At 61.8% G+C, this 18,975-nt stretch carries 15 protein-coding genes; 6 read left to right on the top strand and 9 right to left on the bottom strand.

Translation table 11 applies throughout. The features are described 5' to 3' along the window. Positions 1-29 precede the first annotated feature (29 nt). The 4 genes from cysC to cysG all read right to left on the bottom strand — a co-directional run bounded on the left by cysC (position 30) and on the right by cysG (position 4,458). Positions 30-719, bottom strand: coding sequence for an adenylyl-sulfate kinase (gene cysC, locus ACJ8J1_RS21110; RefSeq protein WP_079656228.1), 690 nt, complete (start codon positions 717-719; stop codon positions 30-32). Continuing rightward, a complete protein-coding gene (cysN, locus tag ACJ8J1_RS21105; protein WP_033641884.1) occupies positions 658-2,085 on the bottom strand; it encodes a sulfate adenylyltransferase subunit CysN in 1,428 nt (475 codons plus the stop codon). Before cysN ends, cysC begins: the two co-directional genes overlap by 62 nt. A gap of 11 nt (positions 2,086-2,096) precedes the next feature. Then, the gene (gene cysD / locus ACJ8J1_RS21100; protein WP_142001924.1) at positions 2,097-3,005 is read right to left on the bottom strand and encodes a sulfate adenylyltransferase subunit CysD; all 909 of its coding nucleotides are present in this window, start codon (positions 3,003-3,005) and stop codon (positions 2,097-2,099) included. A 70-nt stretch (positions 3,006-3,075) separates the two neighbouring features. Further along, entirely contained in the window at positions 3,076-4,458 is a 1,383-nt protein-coding gene (gene cysG / locus ACJ8J1_RS21095) for a siroheme synthase CysG (RefSeq protein ID WP_442520423.1), read from the bottom strand. Between the two features lie 261 nt (positions 4,459-4,719). On the opposite strand from cysG, the gene ACJ8J1_RS21090 reads away from it, so the two are divergent. Then, positions 4,720-5,790, top strand: a complete 1,071-nt coding sequence (locus ACJ8J1_RS21090; RefSeq protein ID WP_060660852.1) for an aminopeptidase — start codon at positions 4,720-4,722, stop codon at positions 5,788-5,790. A gap of 55 nt (positions 5,791-5,845) precedes the next feature. Here the strand turns inward: ACJ8J1_RS21090 and ACJ8J1_RS21085 are convergent, their stop codons facing one another. From ACJ8J1_RS21085 to cysJ, 3 genes are all read right to left on the bottom strand, one after another. Continuing rightward, positions 5,846-6,580 carry a phosphoadenylyl-sulfate reductase gene (locus ACJ8J1_RS21085; protein WP_047025218.1) on the bottom strand — a complete coding sequence of 245 codons (735 nt, stop codon included), beginning with the start codon at positions 6,578-6,580 and terminating at the stop codon, positions 5,846-5,848. Between the two features lie 61 nt (positions 6,581-6,641). Further along, positions 6,642-8,357 carry an assimilatory sulfite reductase (NADPH) hemoprotein subunit gene (cysI, locus tag ACJ8J1_RS21080; RefSeq protein ID WP_123061392.1) on the bottom strand — a complete coding sequence of 572 codons (1,716 nt, stop codon included), beginning with the start codon at positions 8,355-8,357 and terminating at the stop codon, positions 6,642-6,644. After that, a complete protein-coding gene (cysJ, locus tag ACJ8J1_RS21075) occupies positions 8,357-10,156 on the bottom strand; it encodes an NADPH-dependent assimilatory sulfite reductase flavoprotein subunit (RefSeq protein ID WP_033651649.1) in 1,800 nt (599 codons plus the stop codon). The genes cysI and cysJ overlap by 1 nt, the downstream gene beginning before the upstream one ends. Positions 10,157-10,592: 436 nt before the next feature. On the opposite strand from cysJ, the gene queD reads away from it, so the two are divergent. Then, the gene (queD, locus tag ACJ8J1_RS21070; RefSeq protein WP_004932638.1) at positions 10,593-10,952 is read left to right on the top strand and encodes a 6-carboxytetrahydropterin synthase QueD; all 360 of its coding nucleotides are present in this window, start codon (positions 10,593-10,595) and stop codon (positions 10,950-10,952) included. A 26-nt stretch (positions 10,953-10,978) separates the two neighbouring features. Here the strand turns inward: queD and ACJ8J1_RS21065 are convergent, their stop codons facing one another. Together ACJ8J1_RS21065 and queE are read right to left on the bottom strand one after the other, a co-directional pair. Next, positions 10,979-11,488 (bottom strand): GNAT family N-acetyltransferase, encoded by a 510-nt coding sequence (locus tag ACJ8J1_RS21065; RefSeq protein WP_049866645.1) that lies wholly within the window; start codon positions 11,486-11,488, stop codon positions 10,979-10,981. Positions 11,489-11,531: 43 nt separating this feature from the next. Continuing rightward, a complete protein-coding gene (gene queE / locus ACJ8J1_RS21060) occupies positions 11,532-12,203 on the bottom strand; it encodes a 7-carboxy-7-deazaguanine synthase QueE (RefSeq protein ID WP_033641878.1) in 672 nt (223 codons plus the stop codon). 327 nt (positions 12,204-12,530) lie between these two features. Between queE and ACJ8J1_RS21055 the strand changes: the two genes are divergently transcribed. The 4 genes from ACJ8J1_RS21055 to ACJ8J1_RS21040 all read left to right on the top strand — a co-directional run bounded on the left by ACJ8J1_RS21055 (position 12,531) and on the right by ACJ8J1_RS21040 (position 18,967). After that, a complete protein-coding gene (locus ACJ8J1_RS21055) occupies positions 12,531-13,871 on the top strand; it encodes an MFS transporter (RefSeq protein WP_089191193.1) in 1,341 nt (446 codons plus the stop codon). 375 nt (positions 13,872-14,246) lie between these two features. After that, complete coding sequence (hutU, locus tag ACJ8J1_RS21050) at positions 14,247-15,938, top strand: urocanate hydratase (protein ID WP_025159649.1); 1,692 nt, start codon at positions 14,247-14,249, stop codon at positions 15,936-15,938. Continuing rightward, positions 15,935-17,470 carry a histidine ammonia-lyase gene (hutH, locus tag ACJ8J1_RS21045; protein WP_025301604.1) on the top strand — a complete coding sequence of 512 codons (1,536 nt, stop codon included), beginning with the start codon at positions 15,935-15,937 and terminating at the stop codon, positions 17,468-17,470. Before hutU ends, hutH begins: the two co-directional genes overlap by 4 nt. Before the next feature lie 102 nt (positions 17,471-17,572). Next, positions 17,573-18,967 carry an amino acid permease gene (locus ACJ8J1_RS21040; protein ID WP_033651653.1) on the top strand — a complete coding sequence of 465 codons (1,395 nt, stop codon included), beginning with the start codon at positions 17,573-17,575 and terminating at the stop codon, positions 18,965-18,967. Positions 18,968-18,975: the final 8 nt, after the last annotated feature.

Raw genomic sequence — 18,975 nt, 5'->3', positions numbered from 1 at the left:
GCGAAAAACGCCACACGCTTTTTTTGAATTCAGGGTTTGATAATAGCCTGACCACGCAACACGTCTAACAATTGCGCAATCAAATTTGTTACCAATTGTTGGCCATCAAGGTGGATTTCCGGCTGCTGCGGCGCCTCGTAAACCGCGTCGATACCGGTGAAATTGCGCAGCTCGCCGGCGCGCGCTTTCTTATACAATCCCTTCGGATCGCGCGCCTCGCAGATCGCCAACGGCGTATCGACAAACACCTCGATAAAGCGATCGTCGCCGAGCATCTCACGCACCATCTGCCGTTCGGCGCGGTGCGGCGAAATGAATGCGGTCAGCACCACCAGCCCGGCGTCCACCATCAGCTTGGCCACTTCCCCCACCCGGCGAATGTTCTCGCGCCGATCCTCGTCGGAGAAGCCGAGATCGCGGCACAGGCCGTGGCGCACGTTATCGCCGTCCAGCAGGTAGGTGCTGACGCCGAGCCCATGCAGCGCCTGCTCCAGCGCGCCGGCGACGGTGGATTTGCCCGAACCGGACAGCCCGGTAAACCACAGCACCGCGCCGCGATGGCCGTTGCGCGCTTCGCGATCCGCGCGCGTCACCGCGTGCGGATGCCAAACCACATTTTCGTCGTCCGGCCCGGTCGCCCTCAGTTCAGCGGCCACCTTATCGGCCACCGAGCAGATCGCGCGCGCCCCAGTGCGGGAAGTGCTTGCGCACCAGCGCATTCAGCTCCAGCTCGAAGGCGCTGAATTCGCCGCGCGCCGCCGATGCGGCCTGCAGCGTTTCACGCACCAGCCCGGCGCCCACCGTGACGTTGCTCATGCGATCGATGAAGATCAGCCCGCCGGTGTCGTGATTGCTCTGGTAGCTGTCCAGCACCAGCGGTTCGTCGAAGGTCAGCTCCACCAATCCGATGCCGTTGAGCGGCAACGTGTCGGCCGGATGCTGCGCCAGCGTATTGATCTCCACCTGATGACGGATGCTCTCCACGCGCGCGCGGGTCTTTTTACCGGCGATCTTGATGTCGTAGCTCTGGCCCGGCACCAGCGGCTGCTCGGCCATCCATACCACGTCTACCAGCGCGCTCTGCGCCGCCTGCAGACTTTCGCCGGCGTCGACCAGCAGATCGCCCCGGCTGATGTCCACTTCATCCTTCAGCACCAGCGTAATCGCTTCGCCCGGCACCGCCTCTGGCAGATCGCCGTCGAAGGTCACGATGCGCGCCACGCTGGACTCCACGCCGGAAGGCAGCACTTTGATGCGTTGCCCCACCCGCACCACGCCGGCGGACAGCGTGCCGGCATAGCCGCGAAAATCGAGGTTCGGGCGGTTGACGTACTGCACCGGGAAGCGCAGCGGCTGGTTTTCTCGCTCGCTGACCACGTCAACGCTCTCCAGCACTTCCAGCAGGGTCGGGCCGCTGTACCACGGCATATGGGCGCTTTCGCTCGCCACGTTGTCGCCGTCCAGCGCCGACAGCGGCACAAACTTGATGTCCAGATCGCCTGGCAGCTGCTGGGCGAAGGTCAGGTAATCCTGTTTGAACTGCTCGAACACCGCTTCCTGATAGTCCACCAGATCCATTTTGTTTACCGCGACCACCAGATGGCGAATGCCCAGCAGGGTCGCGATAAAGCTGTGGCGGCGAGTCTGATCCAGCACCCCTTTACGCGCGTCGATCAACAGGATCGCCAGATCGCAGGTAGAGGCACCGGTGGCCATGTTGCGGGTGTACTGCTCATGCCCCGGGGTATCGGCGATGATAAACTTGCGTTTTTCGGTCGAGAAGTAGCGATAGGCCACATCGATGGTGATGCCCTGCTCGCGCTCGGCCTGCAGACCGTCCACCAACAGCGCCAGATCGAGCTTCTCGCCCTGGGTGCCGATGCGTTTGCTGTCGCTGTGCAGCGTCGACAGCTGATCCTCGTAGATCTGGCGGGTATCGTGCAGCAGGCGGCCGATCAGGGTGCTTTTGCCGTCGTCGACGCTGCCGCAGGTTAGAAAGCGCAGCAGGCTCTTGTGCTGCTGCGCGTGCAGATAAGACTCGACGCCGCCCTGGTCAGCGATTTGTTGTGCGATTGCGTTGTTCATCCGGCGGCTCCTTAGAAATACCCTTGACGCTTTTTCAGCTCCATCGAGCCGGACTGATCGCGATCGATCATCCGCCCCTGGCGTTCGCTGGTGGTGGAGACCAGCATCTCTTCGATGATCTCCGGCAGGGTCTGCGCCTGCGAATCCACCGCACCGGTCAGCGGCCAGCACCCGAGGGTGCGGAAACGCACCATGCGCTGGCTGATCACTTCACCCGGCTGCAGATCGATGCGATCGTCGTCCACCATCATCAGCATGCCGTCGCGCTCCACCACCGGGCGCGGTTTCGCCAGATACAGCGGCACGATGTCGATGTTTTCCAGGAAGATGTACTGCCAGATATCCAGCTCGGTCCAGTTCGACAGCGGGAAGACGCGGATGCTCTCCCCTTTGTTGATCTGGCCGTTGTAGTTGTGCCACAGCTCCGGCCGCTGGTTTTTCGGATCCCAGCGGTGGAAGCGATCGCGGAACGAATAGATGCGCTCTTTGGCGCGCGATTTCTCCTCGTCGCGCCGCGCACCGCCGAAGGCGGCGTCGAAACCGTACTTGTTCAACGCCTGCTTCAGGCCCTCGGTTTTCATGATGTCGGTATGCTTGGCGCTGCCGTGCACGAACGGGTTGATGCCCATCGCCACCCCTTCAGGGTTTTTATGCACCAGCAGCTCGAAGCCGTACTCCTTCGCGGTGCGATCGCGGAATTCGTACATTTCGCGGAATTTCCAGCCGGTATCGACGTGCAGCAGCGGGAATGGCAGCGTGCCGGGGAAGAACGCCTTACGCGCCAGATGCAGCATCACGGAAGAGTCTTTGCCGATGGAATACAGCATCGCCGGGTTGGCGAATTCAGCGGCGACTTCACGGATGATATGGATACTCTCCGCCTCCAATTGCCGCAAATGAGTGAGTCGTTTTTCGTCCATAACAGGTCCTTAAAAGCCTTGCCTATGCCAAATTCACGACGGCCGGGCGCGCGGCCCCTTCCGTCTGCGATTAATGCCCGAACCAGGCGATTTGGTGGTGCAGTTCCACCACTTCGCCGATCACCAGCAGCGCCGGCAACGGCGCCCGTTGGGCCAGATATTCCAGTTGTTCCAGCGTGCCGATCTGAACCTGCTGATCGGCGCGCGTGCCGCGGCTGATCACCGCCACCGGCGTCGCGGCGTCGCGACCGTGGGCGATCAGGCGCTGGCTGATGTCCGCCGCCTTCATGGTGCCCATGTAGATAGCCAGCGTCTGCCGCGCCCGGGCCAGATCGGCCCAGTCCAGGCCATCGCCGTCGGGGCGGCAGTGGCCGGTGATAAAGGTCACGCTCTGCGCGTGGTCGCGGTGCGTCAGCGGAATGCCTGCGTAGGCAGTCGCCCCCGCGGCGGCCGTGACGCCCGGCACCACCTGGAACGGAATGCCGGCGGCGGCGGCCACCTGCAGCTCTTCACCGCCGCGGCCGAAGATGAACGGATCGCCCCCCTTGAGGCGCACCACGCGCTTGCCCTGCTGCGCCAGTTCCACCAGCAGCCTATTGGTCTCTTCCTGGATCACCGAGTGCGCGCCGGCGCGCTTGCCCACGCAGATGCGCTCGGCGTCGCGGCGCACCAGATCGAGGATTTCGCCGCTGACCAGATGGTCATACAGCACCACGTCCGCCTGCTGCATCACCTGCAGCCCGCGCAGGGTCAACAGCCCCACGTCGCCCGGCCCGGCGCCCACCAGGGCTATCTCGCCCTGGGCGCCCTCATCGCCTGCGGCGAAGCGGTGTAAATCCTGCTCCAGCTGGCGTTCCGCCTGCGCCGTCTGGCCGTTGGCCACCAGCGTGGCGAAACGGCCACCGAAGGTTTTTTCCCAGAAACGGCGACGTTCGCCGATCGAAGCCAACCGCTGTTTGACCTGGCCACGCCAGCGGCCCGCCACCTGCGCCATCAGCCCCAAACTGGCGGGCAGCAACGCCTCCAGCTTTTCGCGCAGCAACCGCGCCAGCACCGGCGCCTGGCCGCTGGACGATACGGCCACCACCAGCGGCGAGCGATCGATGATCGACGGGAAGATGAACGAACAGCGCGGCTGATCGTCCACCACGTTGGCCAGCACCCGGCGTTTATCCGCCTCGGCGAACACCGCGGCGTTCAGCGCATTGTCGTCCGTGGCGGCGATCGCCAGAAACACGTCGTCCAGCTGCTGCGGATCAAAGGTTTTCCCCAGCCAGAGCACCCGCCCTTGCTGACGTTGTTGTTCCAGTTCCGGTGAGAGCGACTGCGCAACTATCCGTATTTCAGCCCCGACGCGCTGAAGCAGGGAGACTTTGCGCGCCGCCACGTCACCACCGCCAACGACCAGCACCGGACGTTGTTTCAGGTCGGCGAATATTGGTAGATAGTCCACAACAGCCTTTTCATATAACAGAAAGATAGTGTGACTATACGGGCTGAGATTTAGCCTCTGAAATGACGAAAAGGAATGATTAGTTCCTTTATGGAATATAGGCCGCAGCGCAGGAGGCAAACCATGCTCATCGCGACGGCAATTTGCGCGTTCGCGCGAAAATTAAGAGACAGGGAAATTGTGTAATGCCGCCCGTCGTCTCATACTGGGCGCCGAAGAAAAATGATCGGCAGCGCCGATAGCAAAGAAGGATTTTTCGGTATGTTTTCCCGTTTTTACCTGAAGACCAGCCTGCTGGCCCTCGCACTCGGCGGCGTCTTCAGCGTTTGTGCCGCACAGCCCGTAAAAGACGCGCCAATGGGCCGTTTCGCCGCCGAACAGACCCGCCACATCGCCACTTACTTCCCCGGCCGCATGGCGGGCAGCCCGGCAGAATTGCTCACCGCCGACTATCTCAAGCAGCAGTTCGGCAAGATGGGTTACCAAAGCGACATTCGCAGCGTCAATACGCGCTATCTCTACACCAGCAAAGACGGCAAGAAGAACTGGAATAACGTCACCGCCAGCTCGGTGATCGCCGCCCGCAACGGCAGCAGCCCGAAACAGGTCGTGATCGTCGCCCACTTCGACACCTATACGCCGCAGAGCGACGAGGATCTGGATAACAATCTCGGCGGCCTGACGCTGCAGGGCGTCGACGACAACGCCTCCGGCATCGGCGTAATGTTGGAGCTGGCGGAACGCCTGAAGGATATCCCCACCGCCTACGGCCTGCGCTTCGTCGCCACCAGCGCTGAAGAGATCGGTTCGCTGGGCGCGCAGAACTACCTGCAGCGCATGAGCGCGGAAGAGAAAAGCAACACCGTGCTGGTGATCAACCTCGACAGCCTGATCACCGGCGATCGTCTGTACTTCAACGCCGGGCGCAACACGCCGCCGCAGATGGCGAAGCGCTCCCGCGATCGCGCGCTGGATATCGCCCACCGCTACGGCATCGCCGCCGCCACCAACCCAGGCAACGCGCAGCATCCGCAAGGCACCGGCTGCTGTTCCGATCAAGAGGTGTTCGACGCCGCAGGCATCCCGGTATTGTCAGTGGAGGCCACCAACTGGTCGCTGGGCGACAAAGATGGCTACCAGCAGCGCGCCGTCAGCCCGCACTTCCCGCAGGGCATCACCTGGCACCGCCCGCAGTACGACAACCTGCAATATCTGGATCGCTACCTGCCGGGGCGGATCGACAAACGCAGCCGCGACAGCGTGCAGATCCTGCTGCCCTTGATCAAAGAGCTGGCGCAGGCGCACCCGCCGAAAGCGCAAAAGAAAAAGTAGCCCGTAAAAAAGCAGGGCCCAGCATTGCTGAGCCCTGTGATGTCATTCGCGTCGTTTAGCCTTCGTGCAGACCGCACTCGCGCTTCAGGCCAAAGAAGCGCGTCTCTTCCTCGCTCATGCCCGGCTCCCACTTTTGGGTGGTGTGGGTATCGCCGACCGACAGGTAGCCCTGCTCCCACAACGGGTGGTAGCTCAGCCCGTGTTCGGTCAAATACTGGTAAATCTTGCGGTTGTCCCAGTCGATGATCGGCAGGATCTTGAACACCCCACGCTGCACCGCCAGCACCGGCAGATTGGCGCGGCTGCCGGACTGCTCGCGCCGCAGGCCGGCGAACCAGCTCTGCGCGCCCAGCGTCTCCAGCGCGCGGTTCATCGGCTCGACCTTATTGATCTGGTTATACTTTTCAATGCCTTCCACGCCCTGCTCCCACAGTTTGCCGTAGCGCGCCTCTTGCCAGGCGGGAGACTGTTCGGCGCGGAACACCTGCAGATTCAGCTTCAGCTGGTCGGTCAGTTGATCGATAAAGCGGTAGGTTTCCGGGAACAGATAACCGGTGTCGGTCAGGATCACCGGGATATCCGGCCGGATGCGCGTCACCAGGTGCAGACATACCGCCGCCTGAATGCCGAAACTGGACGAGAGTACGAACTCGCCGGGCAGATGCTCCAGCGCCCATGCAACGCGCTGTTCGGCGCTGAGGCTCTCCAGCTGGCCGTTGACCACCGCCAATGCCAGCGCCTGCCCGGATTTGGGCAACGCGTTCAGCGCCGCCAGATCGAATTCAGCCATGTTGTCTCTCCTGATACTTGAAATTACCTGTGCGGCCCCTCTGCCCAGGGGCCGCCCGGCCTCACTCCCAGAAATCTCGCGCCGGATCCAGCACCGGTTTGACGATGCCCGCGCGAACGGTGAAGTCGCCGAAGCCTTCGCCGGCGTTGCGCTCCTTCGCCCAGCGCCCCACCAACAGGTCGATCTCGCTCAGGATCTCGTCTTCGTTGATGTTTTCGCGGTACATGCGCGGAATGCGCGTGCCTTCGCGGTTGCCGCCCAAATGCAGGTTATAGCGGCCGACCGCCTTGCCCACCAGCCCCAGCTCCGCCAGCAGCGCGCGGCCGCAGCCGTTCGGGCAGCCGGTGATGCGCAGCACGATATGCTCGTCGCCCATCCCGTGCCGATGCATGATCGCCTCAACCTTGGTGACGAACTGCGGCAGGAAGCGCTCGGCCTCCGCCATCGCCAGCGGGCAGGTCGGGAACGACACACAGGCCATCGAGTTCTTGCGTTGCTCGCTGATCTGGTCGTCGATCAGGCCATGATCGCGCGCCAAGGCGTCGATCTTGGCCTTCTCGCTTTCCGGCACGCCGGCGATGATCACGTTTTGGTTCGCCGTCAGACGGAAGTCGCCTTTATGGATCTTGGCGATCTCCGCCATGCCGGTCTTCAGCGGGCGCCCCGGATAGTCCAGCAGGCGGCCGTTCTCGATAAACAGCGTCAGATGCCACTGATCGTCGATGCCCTTCACCCAACCGATGCGATCGCCGCGGCCGGTGAATTCATACGGGCGGATCGGCGCGAAGGTGATGCCGGCGCGCTTTTCCACTTCGGCGCGGAAAACGTCCACGCCGACGCGCTCCAGCGTGTATTTGGTCTTGGCGTTCTTGCGGTCGGTGCGGTTGCCCCAGTCGCGCTGCGTGGTGACCACCGCTTCCGCCACCGCCAGCGTATGCTCGAGCGGAATGTAGCCGAACTCGCTGGCCTGCCGCGCGTAGGTTTTCTTGTTGCCGTGCTCAATAGACAGCCCGCCGCCCACCAGCAGGTTGAAGCCCACCAGCTTGCCGTTTTCGGCGATCGCCACGAAGTTCATGTCGTTGGCGTGCAGATCGACGTCGTTCTGCGGCGGGATCACCACCGTGGTTTTGAATTTGCGCGGCAGGTAGGTCGGCCCCAGAATCGGCTCTTCGTCGGTGGTGGCCACCTTTTCCTGATCCAGCCACACCTCTGCGTAGGCGCGGGTGCGCGGCAGCAGGTGTTCAGAGATCTTCTTCGCCCACTCGTAGGCTTCCTGATGCAGCTCGGACTCCACCGGGTTGGAGGTGCACAGCACGTTGCGGTTCACGTCGTTGGCGGTCGCCAGCGCGTCCAGCCCCAGGCGATTCAGCAACTGGTGCACCGGTTTGACGTTGCCTTTCAGGATGCCGTGAAACTGGAACGTTTGGCGGTTGGTGATGCGAATGCTGCCGTACAGCGTGCTCTCCTGCGCGAACTTGTCGATGCCCAGCCACTGCTGCGGGCTGATGACGCCGCCCGGCAGGCGGCAACGCAGCATCATGGCGTGGCGCGGCTCCAGCTTCTGCTCGGCGCGTTCGGCGCGAATGTCACGATCATCCTGCTGGTACATGCCGTGAAAACGGATCAGCAGGAAGTTGTCGCCGTTGAAGCCGCCGGTCAGGCCGTCGTTCAAATCTTCGGCGATGGTGCCGCGCAGGAAGTTGCTCTCCTTCTTCATGCGCTCCGCATCGGCCAGTTTGCCTTCGACCACCAAAGGCCCGGGGTGTTTATCACTCATCAGTAAACATCTCGCTGATAACGGCGCTCAAGGCGCAGCTCACTTAAAAATTCATCCGCCTGCTCGGTATCCATGCCACCGTGCTCGGCCACCAGTTCCAGTAATGTGTGTTCCACGTCTTTCGCCATGCGATTGGCATCGCCGCAGACGTAAATGTGCGCTCCTTCCTGAATCCAGCGCCACACTTCCGCGCCCTGTTCGCGCAGTTTGTCTTGTACGTATATTTTATGTTGCTGGTCGCGGGACCAGGCCAGATCGATGCGGGTCAGCAGGCCGTCTTTCACGTAGCGCTGCCATTCAACCTGGTACAGGAAATCTTCGGTAAAGTGCGGGTTGCCGAAGAACAGCCAGTTTTTGCCGCCGGCGCCGTCGGCGTCGCGCTGCTGCATAAAGGCGCGGAACGGCGCGATGCCGGTGCCCGGGCCGATCATGATCACCGGCGTTTCCGGGTTGGCCGGCAGACGGAAGTTGTCGTTGTGCTCGATAAACACCCGCACGTCGCCGTCCTCCTCCAGGCGATCCGCCAGGAAACCGGAGGCGCCGCCGCTGCGAGCGCGCCCGTCGATGTCGTAACGCACGACGCCCACGGTGATGTGCACTTCGTTCTCATTTTCCGCCTGTGAAGAGGCGATGGAGTACAGGCGCGGCGTCAGCGGACGCAGCAGCCCGACCAGCTGTTCGGCGCTCAGATCCGCCGGCGCCTGGCGCACCATGTCGACGATCGGCGTGTTGTGCGCATACTGCTGCAGCGCGGCTTTATCCGCCAACAGACCGATCAGCTTTTCGTCGCGCGACAGCGCGGCGTATTTATCGACGATCGGCGTGGTGTTCTGCGTCAGTTCGAAATGGCTGCGCAGCGCCTGCGCCAGCGGCAGGGTTTGCCCTTCCACCTCCACCGGTTCATCGCCTTTCAGCCACAATAGCTGCACCAATTCGTCCACCAGCGCCGGATCGTTGTCGAACCATACGCCGAGCGCATCGCCAGGCTGGTAGCGCAGGCCCGAATCGCCCAAATCGATCTCGATATGGCGCACGTCTTTATCGGACGCGCGGCCGGTAATTTTCTGCTTGACCGCCAGTTGGGCGGTGAGCGGTTGTTCCTTGCTGTACGGGCTGCTGTCGATCAGGTCGACCGCGCCGCTGGCCAACGCGCCCGGCGCGGCGCTTTCCGCCGGCGCGCGCGCCTTCAGCACCGACACCACCTGTTTGCGCCAGGCGGCGGCCAGTTCCTGATACTCCACGTCGGCATCCACGCGCTCCACCAGGCGCTCGGCGCCCAGTTCGGCCAACTTGGCGTCGAAATCTTTACCGGACTGACAGAAATTCTCATAAGAGGTGTCGCCCAGCCCGAACACCGCAAACGCGGTGTCACTCAGCTTCGGCGCCTTTTTCGAGAACAGGTATTTATGCAGCGCCACCGCTTCTTCCGCCGGCTCGCCTTCCCCTTGCGTGGAGGCGACGATCACCAGCAGGCGCTCTTGCGCTATCTGCTTGAACTTGTAATCGCCGGCGCTGATCAGCGTGGCGTTCAGATTGGCGGCCAGCAAATCGTCGCGCAGCTGCTCCGCCAGGCGGCGCGCATTGCCGGTCTGCGAAGCGGAAATGATGGTGATGCCGGCGGCGGCAGGGGCGGCGGGCGCAATGGCCACGGCTCCTGGCTGTTGATTGACCATGCCCCAAAAATAACCGGACAGCCACGCCAGCTGCGTCGGCGAATAGTCGCCGATCGTCGCCTGCAGGCGTGCCAGCTGTTCGGGCGTCAGCGGGAGCAAAGATGTTGGAGGAGCCTGAGTCGTCATTGCTGTACTTATTTCCTATACTTAGCGCCTTTCCTGCCAGGCGCGCGCCAGTGTCAGTCGCTGTCTCTTCGCTGCGTCGGGTGTGCGGAAAAGATCAGGAGAGTTTGTAAGGTTACCGAGCAGAATAGCAACGATTAAATAAGGGATAGCAATAAATCATAACCAAAATGACTAAGCTGTTTTTCTGGTAAGGGATAACGCTTAAACCGTTAAACAAAGTTTTTTATCCAGATGAAAATAAAGCACTTTTTTTCATCATTTTTTCACCGTTCAACATTTCGGCTCATAACCCCAGCCGATAGGTGCCGCAGACACCAAACAAAAAAAGTGTTAACCGGATGCGTTTGCCGTGGCGGTAGACCATAACGGTATAAATGGCAAGCAGACGCGCTTTCCGGTACTATGCGGCGGTTTTTGAGTCAATGAGGCCGTAATAATGGCAACCACGCTGTTTAAAGATTTTCAGTTTGAAGCCGCACACCGTTTGCCGCATGTGCCGGAGGGCCACAAATGCGGCCGTCTGCATGGGCATTCGTTTATGGTGCGTCTGGAAGTGACCGGTGAAGTGGATCCCCACACCGGTTGGGTGATGGATTTCGCCGAGCTCAAGGCTGTGTTTTCCCCGATCTGGGAGCGGCTGGATCACCATTATCTGAACGATATTCCAGGATTGGAAAATCCCACCAGCGAAGTGCTCGCCGCCTGGATTTGGCAGCAGCTCAAGCCCCAGTTACCGGAACTGACTGCGGTGATGGTGAAAGAGACCTGTACAGCGGGATGCGTATATAAAGGTTGATGCCGTGAGGGTATGTGCAGATACCCTCACACTACCTCGCCTTGCAGATCCAAGCGCCGCGCCGTCCAGGGCCTTTCCGACAGGCTCAGCGCCATTCCCCCTCGATAGACAAACGTTTTGCTCTCGCCATCCTCAATGAACGCCGTCTCGTTTTCCATCGCCCGATAGCCGGCGCCGGTATAGTACTTTTCGCTTACCGCAAACAGTATGGAATACGCGATCCCTTTACTGCGCAAATAGTCATGCGCCTTCACCAGCATGTTTGCGGCCACGCCGCGGCGCCGATGCGTGTGTGCCACGGCCACCAGCCCGATGATGCCGATCACCTCGGCCTCACCGTCAATCAACACCGGCCGCTCATGCACCGCCAGTTGGCCAACGATCGCCTCGCCTTCCGTGGCGGTCACCAGGCAAGCCGGCACCTGCCGCCGATAAAATCCGTCGGTTATCTCGGGGAAAGCGTCGGACAACAGCGAGCGAATCGACCGCAATTCCGCTTCCGTCACCGCCTCGAATGCACGCGATACAATTTTCACCGTAACTCCCGTCCCGTTCGAAGGCCTGCGGCCAATAAAAAACTCAGGCGATATTCAGATATTTGTGGGTCTGCATCGACAACCGCCAATTGCGCGCAATGCAGGTTTCGATGCACAGGCGGGTCGCCTCTTCTTTCTGGCTGATCGGCTGCAGCGCGATAATGCGCGCCTTATCGTCCTGCAGCGTCGCCAGCAGCGCATCCAGCGCCTCGATATCGCGCTCGCGCGCCACCGGATGCTTCACCTCGTCGGCGCGCCGCAGCGCCTGATCCAGCACCTTCATGCCGCCGCGCATATTCACCTTGGGCGAAACCGTCACCCAGGTGTTGGCGGAGCAGCGAATTTCGTGGGTGCCGCTGGTTTCAATCTGGCAACGGTAGCCGTGCTGCTCGAACAGCTCGGTCAACGGCGCCAGATCGTAGATGCAGGGTTCACCGCCGGTGATCACCACATGGCGCGCGGTGTAACCTTGTTGGCGCATCACCGCCAACAGCTGCTCGGCGCCGGCATTGCCCCAGGCGTCGCTCTCTTCTGTTTTGACCAGGATCCGTTGCAGGTCGACTTCCCGATGGGCTTCCTTTTCCCAGGTATGTTTGGTGTCGCACCAGCTGCACCCTACCGGGCAGCCCTGCAGGCGGATGAAAATGGCCGGAACGCCGGTGAAAAAGCCTTCGCCCTGCAAGGTTTGGAACATCTCGTTGATCGGGTACTGCATCGGTTTCTCAATCTGGAAAAGTAAAAAGCGATTATCGCAGATTCCGGCCCGGCGACCAAACGGCCAAAATTGTATTAAATTTTATCCTCCGCGCCGCCGTCAGCATATCTCACCGCCAATGGCGTTCATTTAATTTGTTAACCGGTCTTTGGCCTTTCATCGGCGGTGCAACCTGCTCCACAGAAAACAACACAAAGTTAACAAATAAGATAATTATATTTGACATAAAGCGCCGACGCGCAGATGTATATACAAGCAAACACAAGCCGAGCGCCAGTTTCGGCCACGTTCCATCCATCACGACTACATCTGCGTTTAGAGGGTGCCATGACTCATTCCACCAGCGAGTTAAACATTCAACAGGCCATCGACGACAGCAAGTTTTCGCTGTTTCACTGGACACTGATCATTCTCGGATTTCTGATCCTCGCCATCGACGGCTTCGATACCGCCGCCATGGGCTATATCGCCCCCTCGGTCGCCAAAGACTGGGGCATCGTGAAGCAGGATCTGGGGCCGGTGCTGAGCGCTGCGCTGCTGGGGCTGTCGCTCGGCGCGCTGATCGCCGGGCCGATCTCCGACCGCATCGGCCGCAAGCGCGTGCTGGTGTTTTCCTGCCTGTTCTTCGGCCTGTCGAGCCTGGCCACCGCCTACGCCGGTTCGCTCAACAGCCTGACGCTGTGGCGCTTCCTCACCGGTCTCGGGCTGGGGGCGGCGATGCCCAACGCCATTACCTTGATCTCCGAATACGCGCCGCAGCGCTGCCGTTCGCTGGCGATCAACACCATGTACTGCGGTTTTCCGCTGGGCGCGGCCGGCGGCGGCGCCATTTCATCGTGGCTGATCCCGACCTACGGCTGGCACAGCGTGCTGCTGCTCGGTGCCATCGCGCCGCTGGTCTTGACTGTCCTGCTGATCCTGCTGCTGCCGGAGTCGGTTAAATATATGGTTAACCGCGGCCAGGATGCGGCGAAGATCAAGCGCATCGCGCAGCGCTTCGTCAGCCGGAGCCTCGACGGCGTGACGCGTTTTTACCTGTACGAAGAGAAGCTGGCGCAGACCAAGACCAGCGTCGGCCTGCTGTTCAGCCGCCCTTACCTGCTCGGCACGCTGATGCTGTGGCTGACCTACTTTATGGGGCTGGTGATCTACTACGTGTTGCTGAGCTGGATGCCAATCCTGATGCAGGGATTGGGCTATCAGTTGGAGCAATCGGCGATGCTCACCTCGCTGTTCACCTTCGGCGGCACGCTGGGCATCCTGGTGGCCGGCTGGTTGATGGACCGCTGGAATGCGCACAAAGTAGTCTCGAGCGGCTTTGTCGTCACCGCCCTGCTGATCGTGGCGATGGCCACCGAGGATAAACAGATCGTACTGCTGGGCGCCTTCATCTTCCTGATGGGCGTCACCATGAACGGCGCGCAGTCCGGGCTGCAAACGCTGGCGGCGACCTTCTACCCGACCCACAGCCGCGCCACCGGCATCGCCTGGATGCAGGGCATCGGCCGCTTCGGCGGCGTCGCCGGCACCATGATGGGCGCCCAACTGCTGGCTATGCAGTGGGAAGTGCAGAGCATCCTGATGTTCCTGTGCGTGCCGGCGCTGATCGCCGCCATCGCCACGGTGTGCAAGATGAGCCGCAAACCGACGCTGCAGCCGGCCGCCTGACCCTTGCAAGCCCGCCCACGGCGGGCTTTCTTCCTGCGGTGATAGGGCTTTTTTATCCTCCGCCGTCAACTGTAATCAGACTGTAAAAATATTGTGACTAGCCGCCCAAAAATGAGTCAATTTTAATTCATTTTTGCCGAACAGCTCACTTTTCTCCGGCTTTCCGTACCTGAGGCCGGCGATAAAAAATCGCATATCAACCTGATATAAAAAGAAAATAACTTTTTCTTATGCCACTTTTCAGCGGCAACTGGTCAGTGTTGCATATGCTTGTACATACAAGTATATGTTAATAAGCCCTACGCATTGTTATGCCGTGGTACTCATCCCCACCGCGGCATGGAATCTGCACCGATACTGTTTGAGGAAAATGCTGTGACTACAAATAACAAAGTTCGCAATGTCGATGTACGCGCGCCACGCGGCACACAATTAAACGCAAAAAGCTGGCTGACCGAAGCGCCGTTACGCATGCTGATGAACAACCTCGATCCTGAAGTTGCGGAGAACCCACACGAGCTGGTGGTGTACGGCGGCATCGGCCGCGCCGCGCGCGACTGGGATTGCTACGACAAGATCGTCGAAACCCTGAAAACGCTGGAAGAAGACGAAACCCTGCTGGTGCAGTCCGGCAAACCGGTCGGCGTCTTCAAAACCCACAGCAACGCGCCGCGCGTGCTGATCGCCAACTCCAACCTGGTGCCGCACTGGGCAACCTGGGAACACTTCAACGAGCTGGACGCCAAAGGCCTGGCGATGTACGGCCAGATGACCGCCGGCAGCTGGATCTACATCGGCAGCCAGGGCATCGTTCAGGGCACCTATGAAACCTTCGTCGAAGCGGGCCGCCAGCACTACGACGGCAGCCTGCAGGGGCGCTGGGTGCTGACCGCCGGTCTGGGCGGCATGGGCGGCGCGCAGCCGCTGGCCGCGACGCTGGCGGGCGCCTGCTCGCTGAACATCGAATGTCAGCAGAGCCGCATCGATTTCCGTCTGAAAACCCGCTACGTCGATGAGCAGGCCAAAGATCTGGACGACGCGCTGGCCCGCATCAAGAAATACACCTCAGAAGGCAAAGCCATCTCCATCGCTCTGTGCGGCAACGCGGCGGAAATCCTGCCTGAGCTGGTGCGCCGCGGCGTGCGCCCGGACATGGTCACCGACCAGACCAGCGCCCACGATCCGCTGAACGGCTACCTGCCGAAGGGCTGGAGCTGGGAAGAGTATCGCCAGCGCGCTCAAACCGAGCCGGCCAAAGTGGTCGCCGCCGCCAAGCAATCGATGGCCGATCACGTCAAAGCCATGCTGGCGTTCCAGCAGATGGGCGTGCCGACCTTCGACTACGGCAACAACATTCGCCAGATGGCGAAAGAAACCGGCGTCGACAACGCCTTCGACTTCCCGGGCTTCGTGCCGGCCTACATCCGTCCGCTGTTCTGCCGCGGCATCGGGCCGTTCCGCTGGGCGGCGCTGTCCGGCGATCCGCAGGACATCTACAAAACCGACGCCATGGTGAAAGAGCTGATCCCGGATGACGAGCACCTGCACCGCTGGCTGGACATGGCGCGCGAGCGCATCAGCTTCCAGGGCCTGCCGGCGCGCATCTGCTGGGTTGGCCTCGGCCAGCGCGCCAAGCTGGGCCTGGCGTTCAACGAGATGGTGCGCCGCGGCGAACTGTCCGCCCCGATCGTCATCGGCCGCGACCATCTGGATTCCGGCTCCGTTTCCAGCCCGAACCGTGAAACCGAAGCGATGAAAGACGGCTCAGATGCCGTTTCCGACTGGCCGCTGCTGAACGCGCTGCTGAATACCGCCAGCGGCGCCACCTGGGTTTCCCTGCACCACGGCGGCGGCGTCGGCATGGGCTTCTCCCAACACTCCGGCATGGTGATCGTCTGCGACGGCACCGACGAAGCCGCCGAGCGCATCGCCCGCGTCCTGCACAATGACCCGGCTACCGGGGTCATGCGTCACGCCGACGCCGGTTACGATATCGCTATCGACTGCGCCCGTGAGCAAGGCCTGAACCTGCCGATGGTTGCCGCGACCCAAGGAGAAAAAGCATGAAAGCGCTGACTATTCGCCCAGGCAAACTGACGCTGGCCCAGCTACGCGACGTGTATCAACACCCGGTGACGCTGACGCTGGACGACAACGCCTACGGCCCTATCCAGCAGAGCGTGGCCTGCGTGGAACGCATCGTTGAAGAAAACCGCACCACTTACGGCATCAACACCGGGTTTGGCCTGCTGGCTTCGACCCGCATCGCCCGCGACGATTTGGAAAACCTGCAGCGTTCGATCGTGCTGTCACACGCCGCCGGCGTGGGCGAGCCTACCGACGACAATCTGGTGCGCCTGATCATGGTGCTGAAAATCAACAGCCTGTCGCGCGGCTTCTCCGGCATTCGTCTGGAAGTCATCCAGGCGCTGATCGCGCTGGTCAACGCCGAAGTTTATCCGCATATCCCGCTGAAGGGCTCGGTCGGCGCCTCCGGCGACCTGGCGCCGCTGGCGCACATGAGCCTGGTGCTGCTGGGCGAAGGCCAGGCGCGTCATCAGGGCCAGTGGCTGCCGGCGACCGAAGCGCTGGCCAAGGCCGGTCTGAAACCGCTGACGCTGGCGGCGAAAGAGGGCCTGGCGCTGCTGAACGGCACCCAGGTCTCCGCCGCCTTCGCGCTGCGCGGCCTGTTCGACGCGGAAGACCTGTTCGCCGCCGCGACCGTGGCGGGCAGCCTGACGGTGGAAGCGGCGCTGGGCTCCCGCAGCCCGTTCGATGCGCGTATCCATGAGGTGCGCGGCCAGCGCGGCCAGATCGACGCCGCCCTCGCCTACCGCCACCTGCTCGGCGCGCGCAGCGAAGTCTCCGACTCGCACCGCAACTGCGAAAAAGTGCAGGATCCTTACTCCCTGCGCTGCCAGCCGCAGGTGATGGGCGCCTGCCTGACGCAGATCCGCCAGGCCGCCGAGGTGCTGGAGATAGAAGCCAACGCCGTCTCCGATAACCCGCTGGTGTTCGCCGAACAGGGTGACGTGCTGTCCGGCGGCAACTTCCATGCCGAACCGGTGGCGATGGCCGCCGATAACCTGGCGCTGGCGTTCGCCGAAATCGGTTCGCTGTCCGAACGCCGCATCTCGCTGATGATGGACAAACACATGTCGCAACTACCGCCGTTCCTGGTGGAAAACGGCGGCGTGAACTCCGGCTTCATGATCGCTCAGGTCACCGCCGCGGCGCTGGCCAGCGAAAACAAAGCGCTGGCGCATCCGTCGAGCGTCGACAGCATCCCGACCTCCGCCAACCAGGAAGACCACGTCTCCATGGCGCCGGCCGCCGGTCGCCGCCTGTGGAGCATGGCGGACAACGTGCGCGGCATTCTGGCGGTCGAATGGCTGGCCGCCTGCCAGGGCCTGGATTTCCGCAACGGCCTGAAGACCTCGGAAGGTCTGGAGCAGGCGCGCCGTCTGCTGCGCGAGCATGTCAGTTTCTACGACAAGGATCGTTTCTTCGCCCCCGACATTGAAGCCGCCAGCCAACTCTTGGCGGCCGGTCACCTGACATCGCTGCTGCCTGCGGCGCTGCTGCCTAGCCAGGCATAATCATCACACACTGAATCACGCAGTTTGTTCTGCCCCGCCGGGTGCGTTCCACCCGGTGCGGGCAGCGCGTGCCTGTTCGGCAAACACTTAACGGGAAACAACATGCGTAACGAAACGACACAACTCAGACGCGGACTAAACGCGCGGCATATCCGTTTCATGGCTCTCGGCTCGGCGATCGGCACCGGCCTGTTCTACGGCTCCGCCGGCGCCATCCAACTGGCCGGTCCGGCCGTGCTGCTGGCCTATCTGGTGGGCGGCGCGGCGGTATTCATGGTGATGCGCGCGCTGGGTGAAATGGCGGTGCATCAGCCGGTTTCCGGCTCGTTCGGCCACTACGCCAGCCACTATCTCGGCCCGCTGGCCGGGTTCCTCACCGGCTGGACCTACACCTTCGAAATGGTGATCGTCGCCCTGGCGGACGTCACCGCCTTCGGTATCTATATGGGGCTGTGGTTCCCCGACGTCGCTCAGTGGGTTTGGGTGCTCAGCATCATCCTGTTTATCGGCGCGCTCAACCTGTGCAGCGTCAAGGTCTTCGGCGAGCTGGAGTTCTGGCTGTCGCTGGTCAAGGTCGCCGCCATCGTGGCGATGATCGTCGGCGGTGCAGCGGTGATGCTGTTCGGTTTCGGGCAAACCCAGCACGCCACCGGTATCAGCAACCTGTGGCAACACGGCGGCTTTATGCCTAACGGCATCGGCGGCGTGGTCGCGTCATTGGCGGTGGTGATGTTCGCCTTCGGCGGCATCGAGATCATCGGCATTACCGCCAGCGAGGCGAAAGACCCTGCCAAAGTGCTGCCGAAGGCGATCAACGCCGTGCCGGTGCGCATCCTGCTGTTTTACGTGCTGACGCTGACGGTGCTGATGGCTATCTATCCGTGGAACAGCATCGGCCAGAACGGCAGCCCGTTCGTTGAGATCTTCAGCAACCTCGGCATCAGCTCCGCCGCCAACGTGCTGAACGTGGTAGTAATCACCGCCGCCATTTCGGCCATCAACAGCGATATCTTCGGCGCCGGCCGCATGATGTACGGCATGGCGCAGGACGGCCAGGCGCCGCGCAGCTTCACCAAACTGACCGCCAGCGGCGTGCCGTGGATGACGGTGCTGGTGATGTCAGTCGCCCTGCTGTTGGCGGTGGTGCTCAACTACCTGATCCCGGAGAAGGTCTTCATGATCATCGCTTCGATCGCCACCTTCGCCACCGTCTGGGTGTGGCTGATGATCCTGCTGTCGCAGATCGTCATGCGCCGCACGCTGTCGCCGGAAGAAACGCGTCAGTTGAGCTTCCCGGTGCCGTGGTGGCCGGTGGCGCCGGCATTGGCGACCGCCTTTATGGCGTTCGTCATCGGCCTGCTCGGCTATTTCGAAGAGAGCCGCATCGCGCTGTACGTCGGGCTGGTGTGGATCGCTTTACTCACCGTGGCTTACTGGCTGTGGGTGCGCAAGAAAGGCGGCGGTTCGCCGGTGACCGCGGCGACGCAACAGATGTAACGCTCGCT

The sequence above is a fragment of the Serratia sp. CY37869 genome, from assembly GCF_052168895.1.
In the GTDB taxonomy this organism is placed as follows: Bacteria; Pseudomonadota; Gammaproteobacteria; order Enterobacterales; family Enterobacteriaceae; genus Serratia; species Serratia ureilytica.
This window is presented reverse-complemented; position numbering and strand designations above follow the sequence as displayed.

Coding starts and splice junctions, on each gene's coding strand:
- queE (WP_033641878.1), bottom strand. CDS start 12,203: ATGCAGTACCCGATCAACGAGATGTTCCAAACCTTGCAGGGCGAAGGC.
- cysI (WP_123061392.1), bottom strand. CDS start 8,357: ATGAGTGATAAACACCCCGGGCCTTTGGTGGTCGAAGGCAAACTGGCC.
- ACJ8J1_RS21055 (WP_089191193.1), top strand. CDS start 12,531: ATGACTCATTCCACCAGCGAGTTAAACATTCAACAGGCCATCGACGAC.
- cysC (WP_079656228.1), bottom strand. CDS start 719: ATGCGCTGGTGCGCAAGCACTTCCCGCACTGGGGCGCGCGCGATCTGC.
- ACJ8J1_RS21090 (WP_060660852.1), top strand. CDS start 4,720: ATGTTTTCCCGTTTTTACCTGAAGACCAGCCTGCTGGCCCTCGCACTC.
- hutH (WP_025301604.1), top strand. CDS start 15,935: ATGAAAGCGCTGACTATTCGCCCAGGCAAACTGACGCTGGCCCAGCTA.
- queD (WP_004932638.1), top strand. CDS start 10,593: ATGGCAACCACGCTGTTTAAAGATTTTCAGTTTGAAGCCGCACACCGT.
- cysJ (WP_033651649.1), bottom strand. CDS start 10,156: ATGACGACTCAGGCTCCTCCAACATCTTTGCTCCCGCTGACGCCCGAA.
- ACJ8J1_RS21040 (WP_033651653.1), top strand. CDS start 17,573: ATGCGTAACGAAACGACACAACTCAGACGCGGACTAAACGCGCGGCAT.
- cysN (WP_033641884.1), bottom strand. CDS start 2,085: ATGAACAACGCAATCGCACAACAAATCGCTGACCAGGGCGGCGTCGAG.
- cysD (WP_142001924.1), bottom strand. CDS start 3,005: ATGGACGAAAAACGACTCACTCATTTGCGGCAATTGGAGGCGGAGAGT.
- ACJ8J1_RS21085 (WP_047025218.1), bottom strand. CDS start 6,580: ATGGCTGAATTCGATCTGGCGGCGCTGAACGCGTTGCCCAAATCCGGG.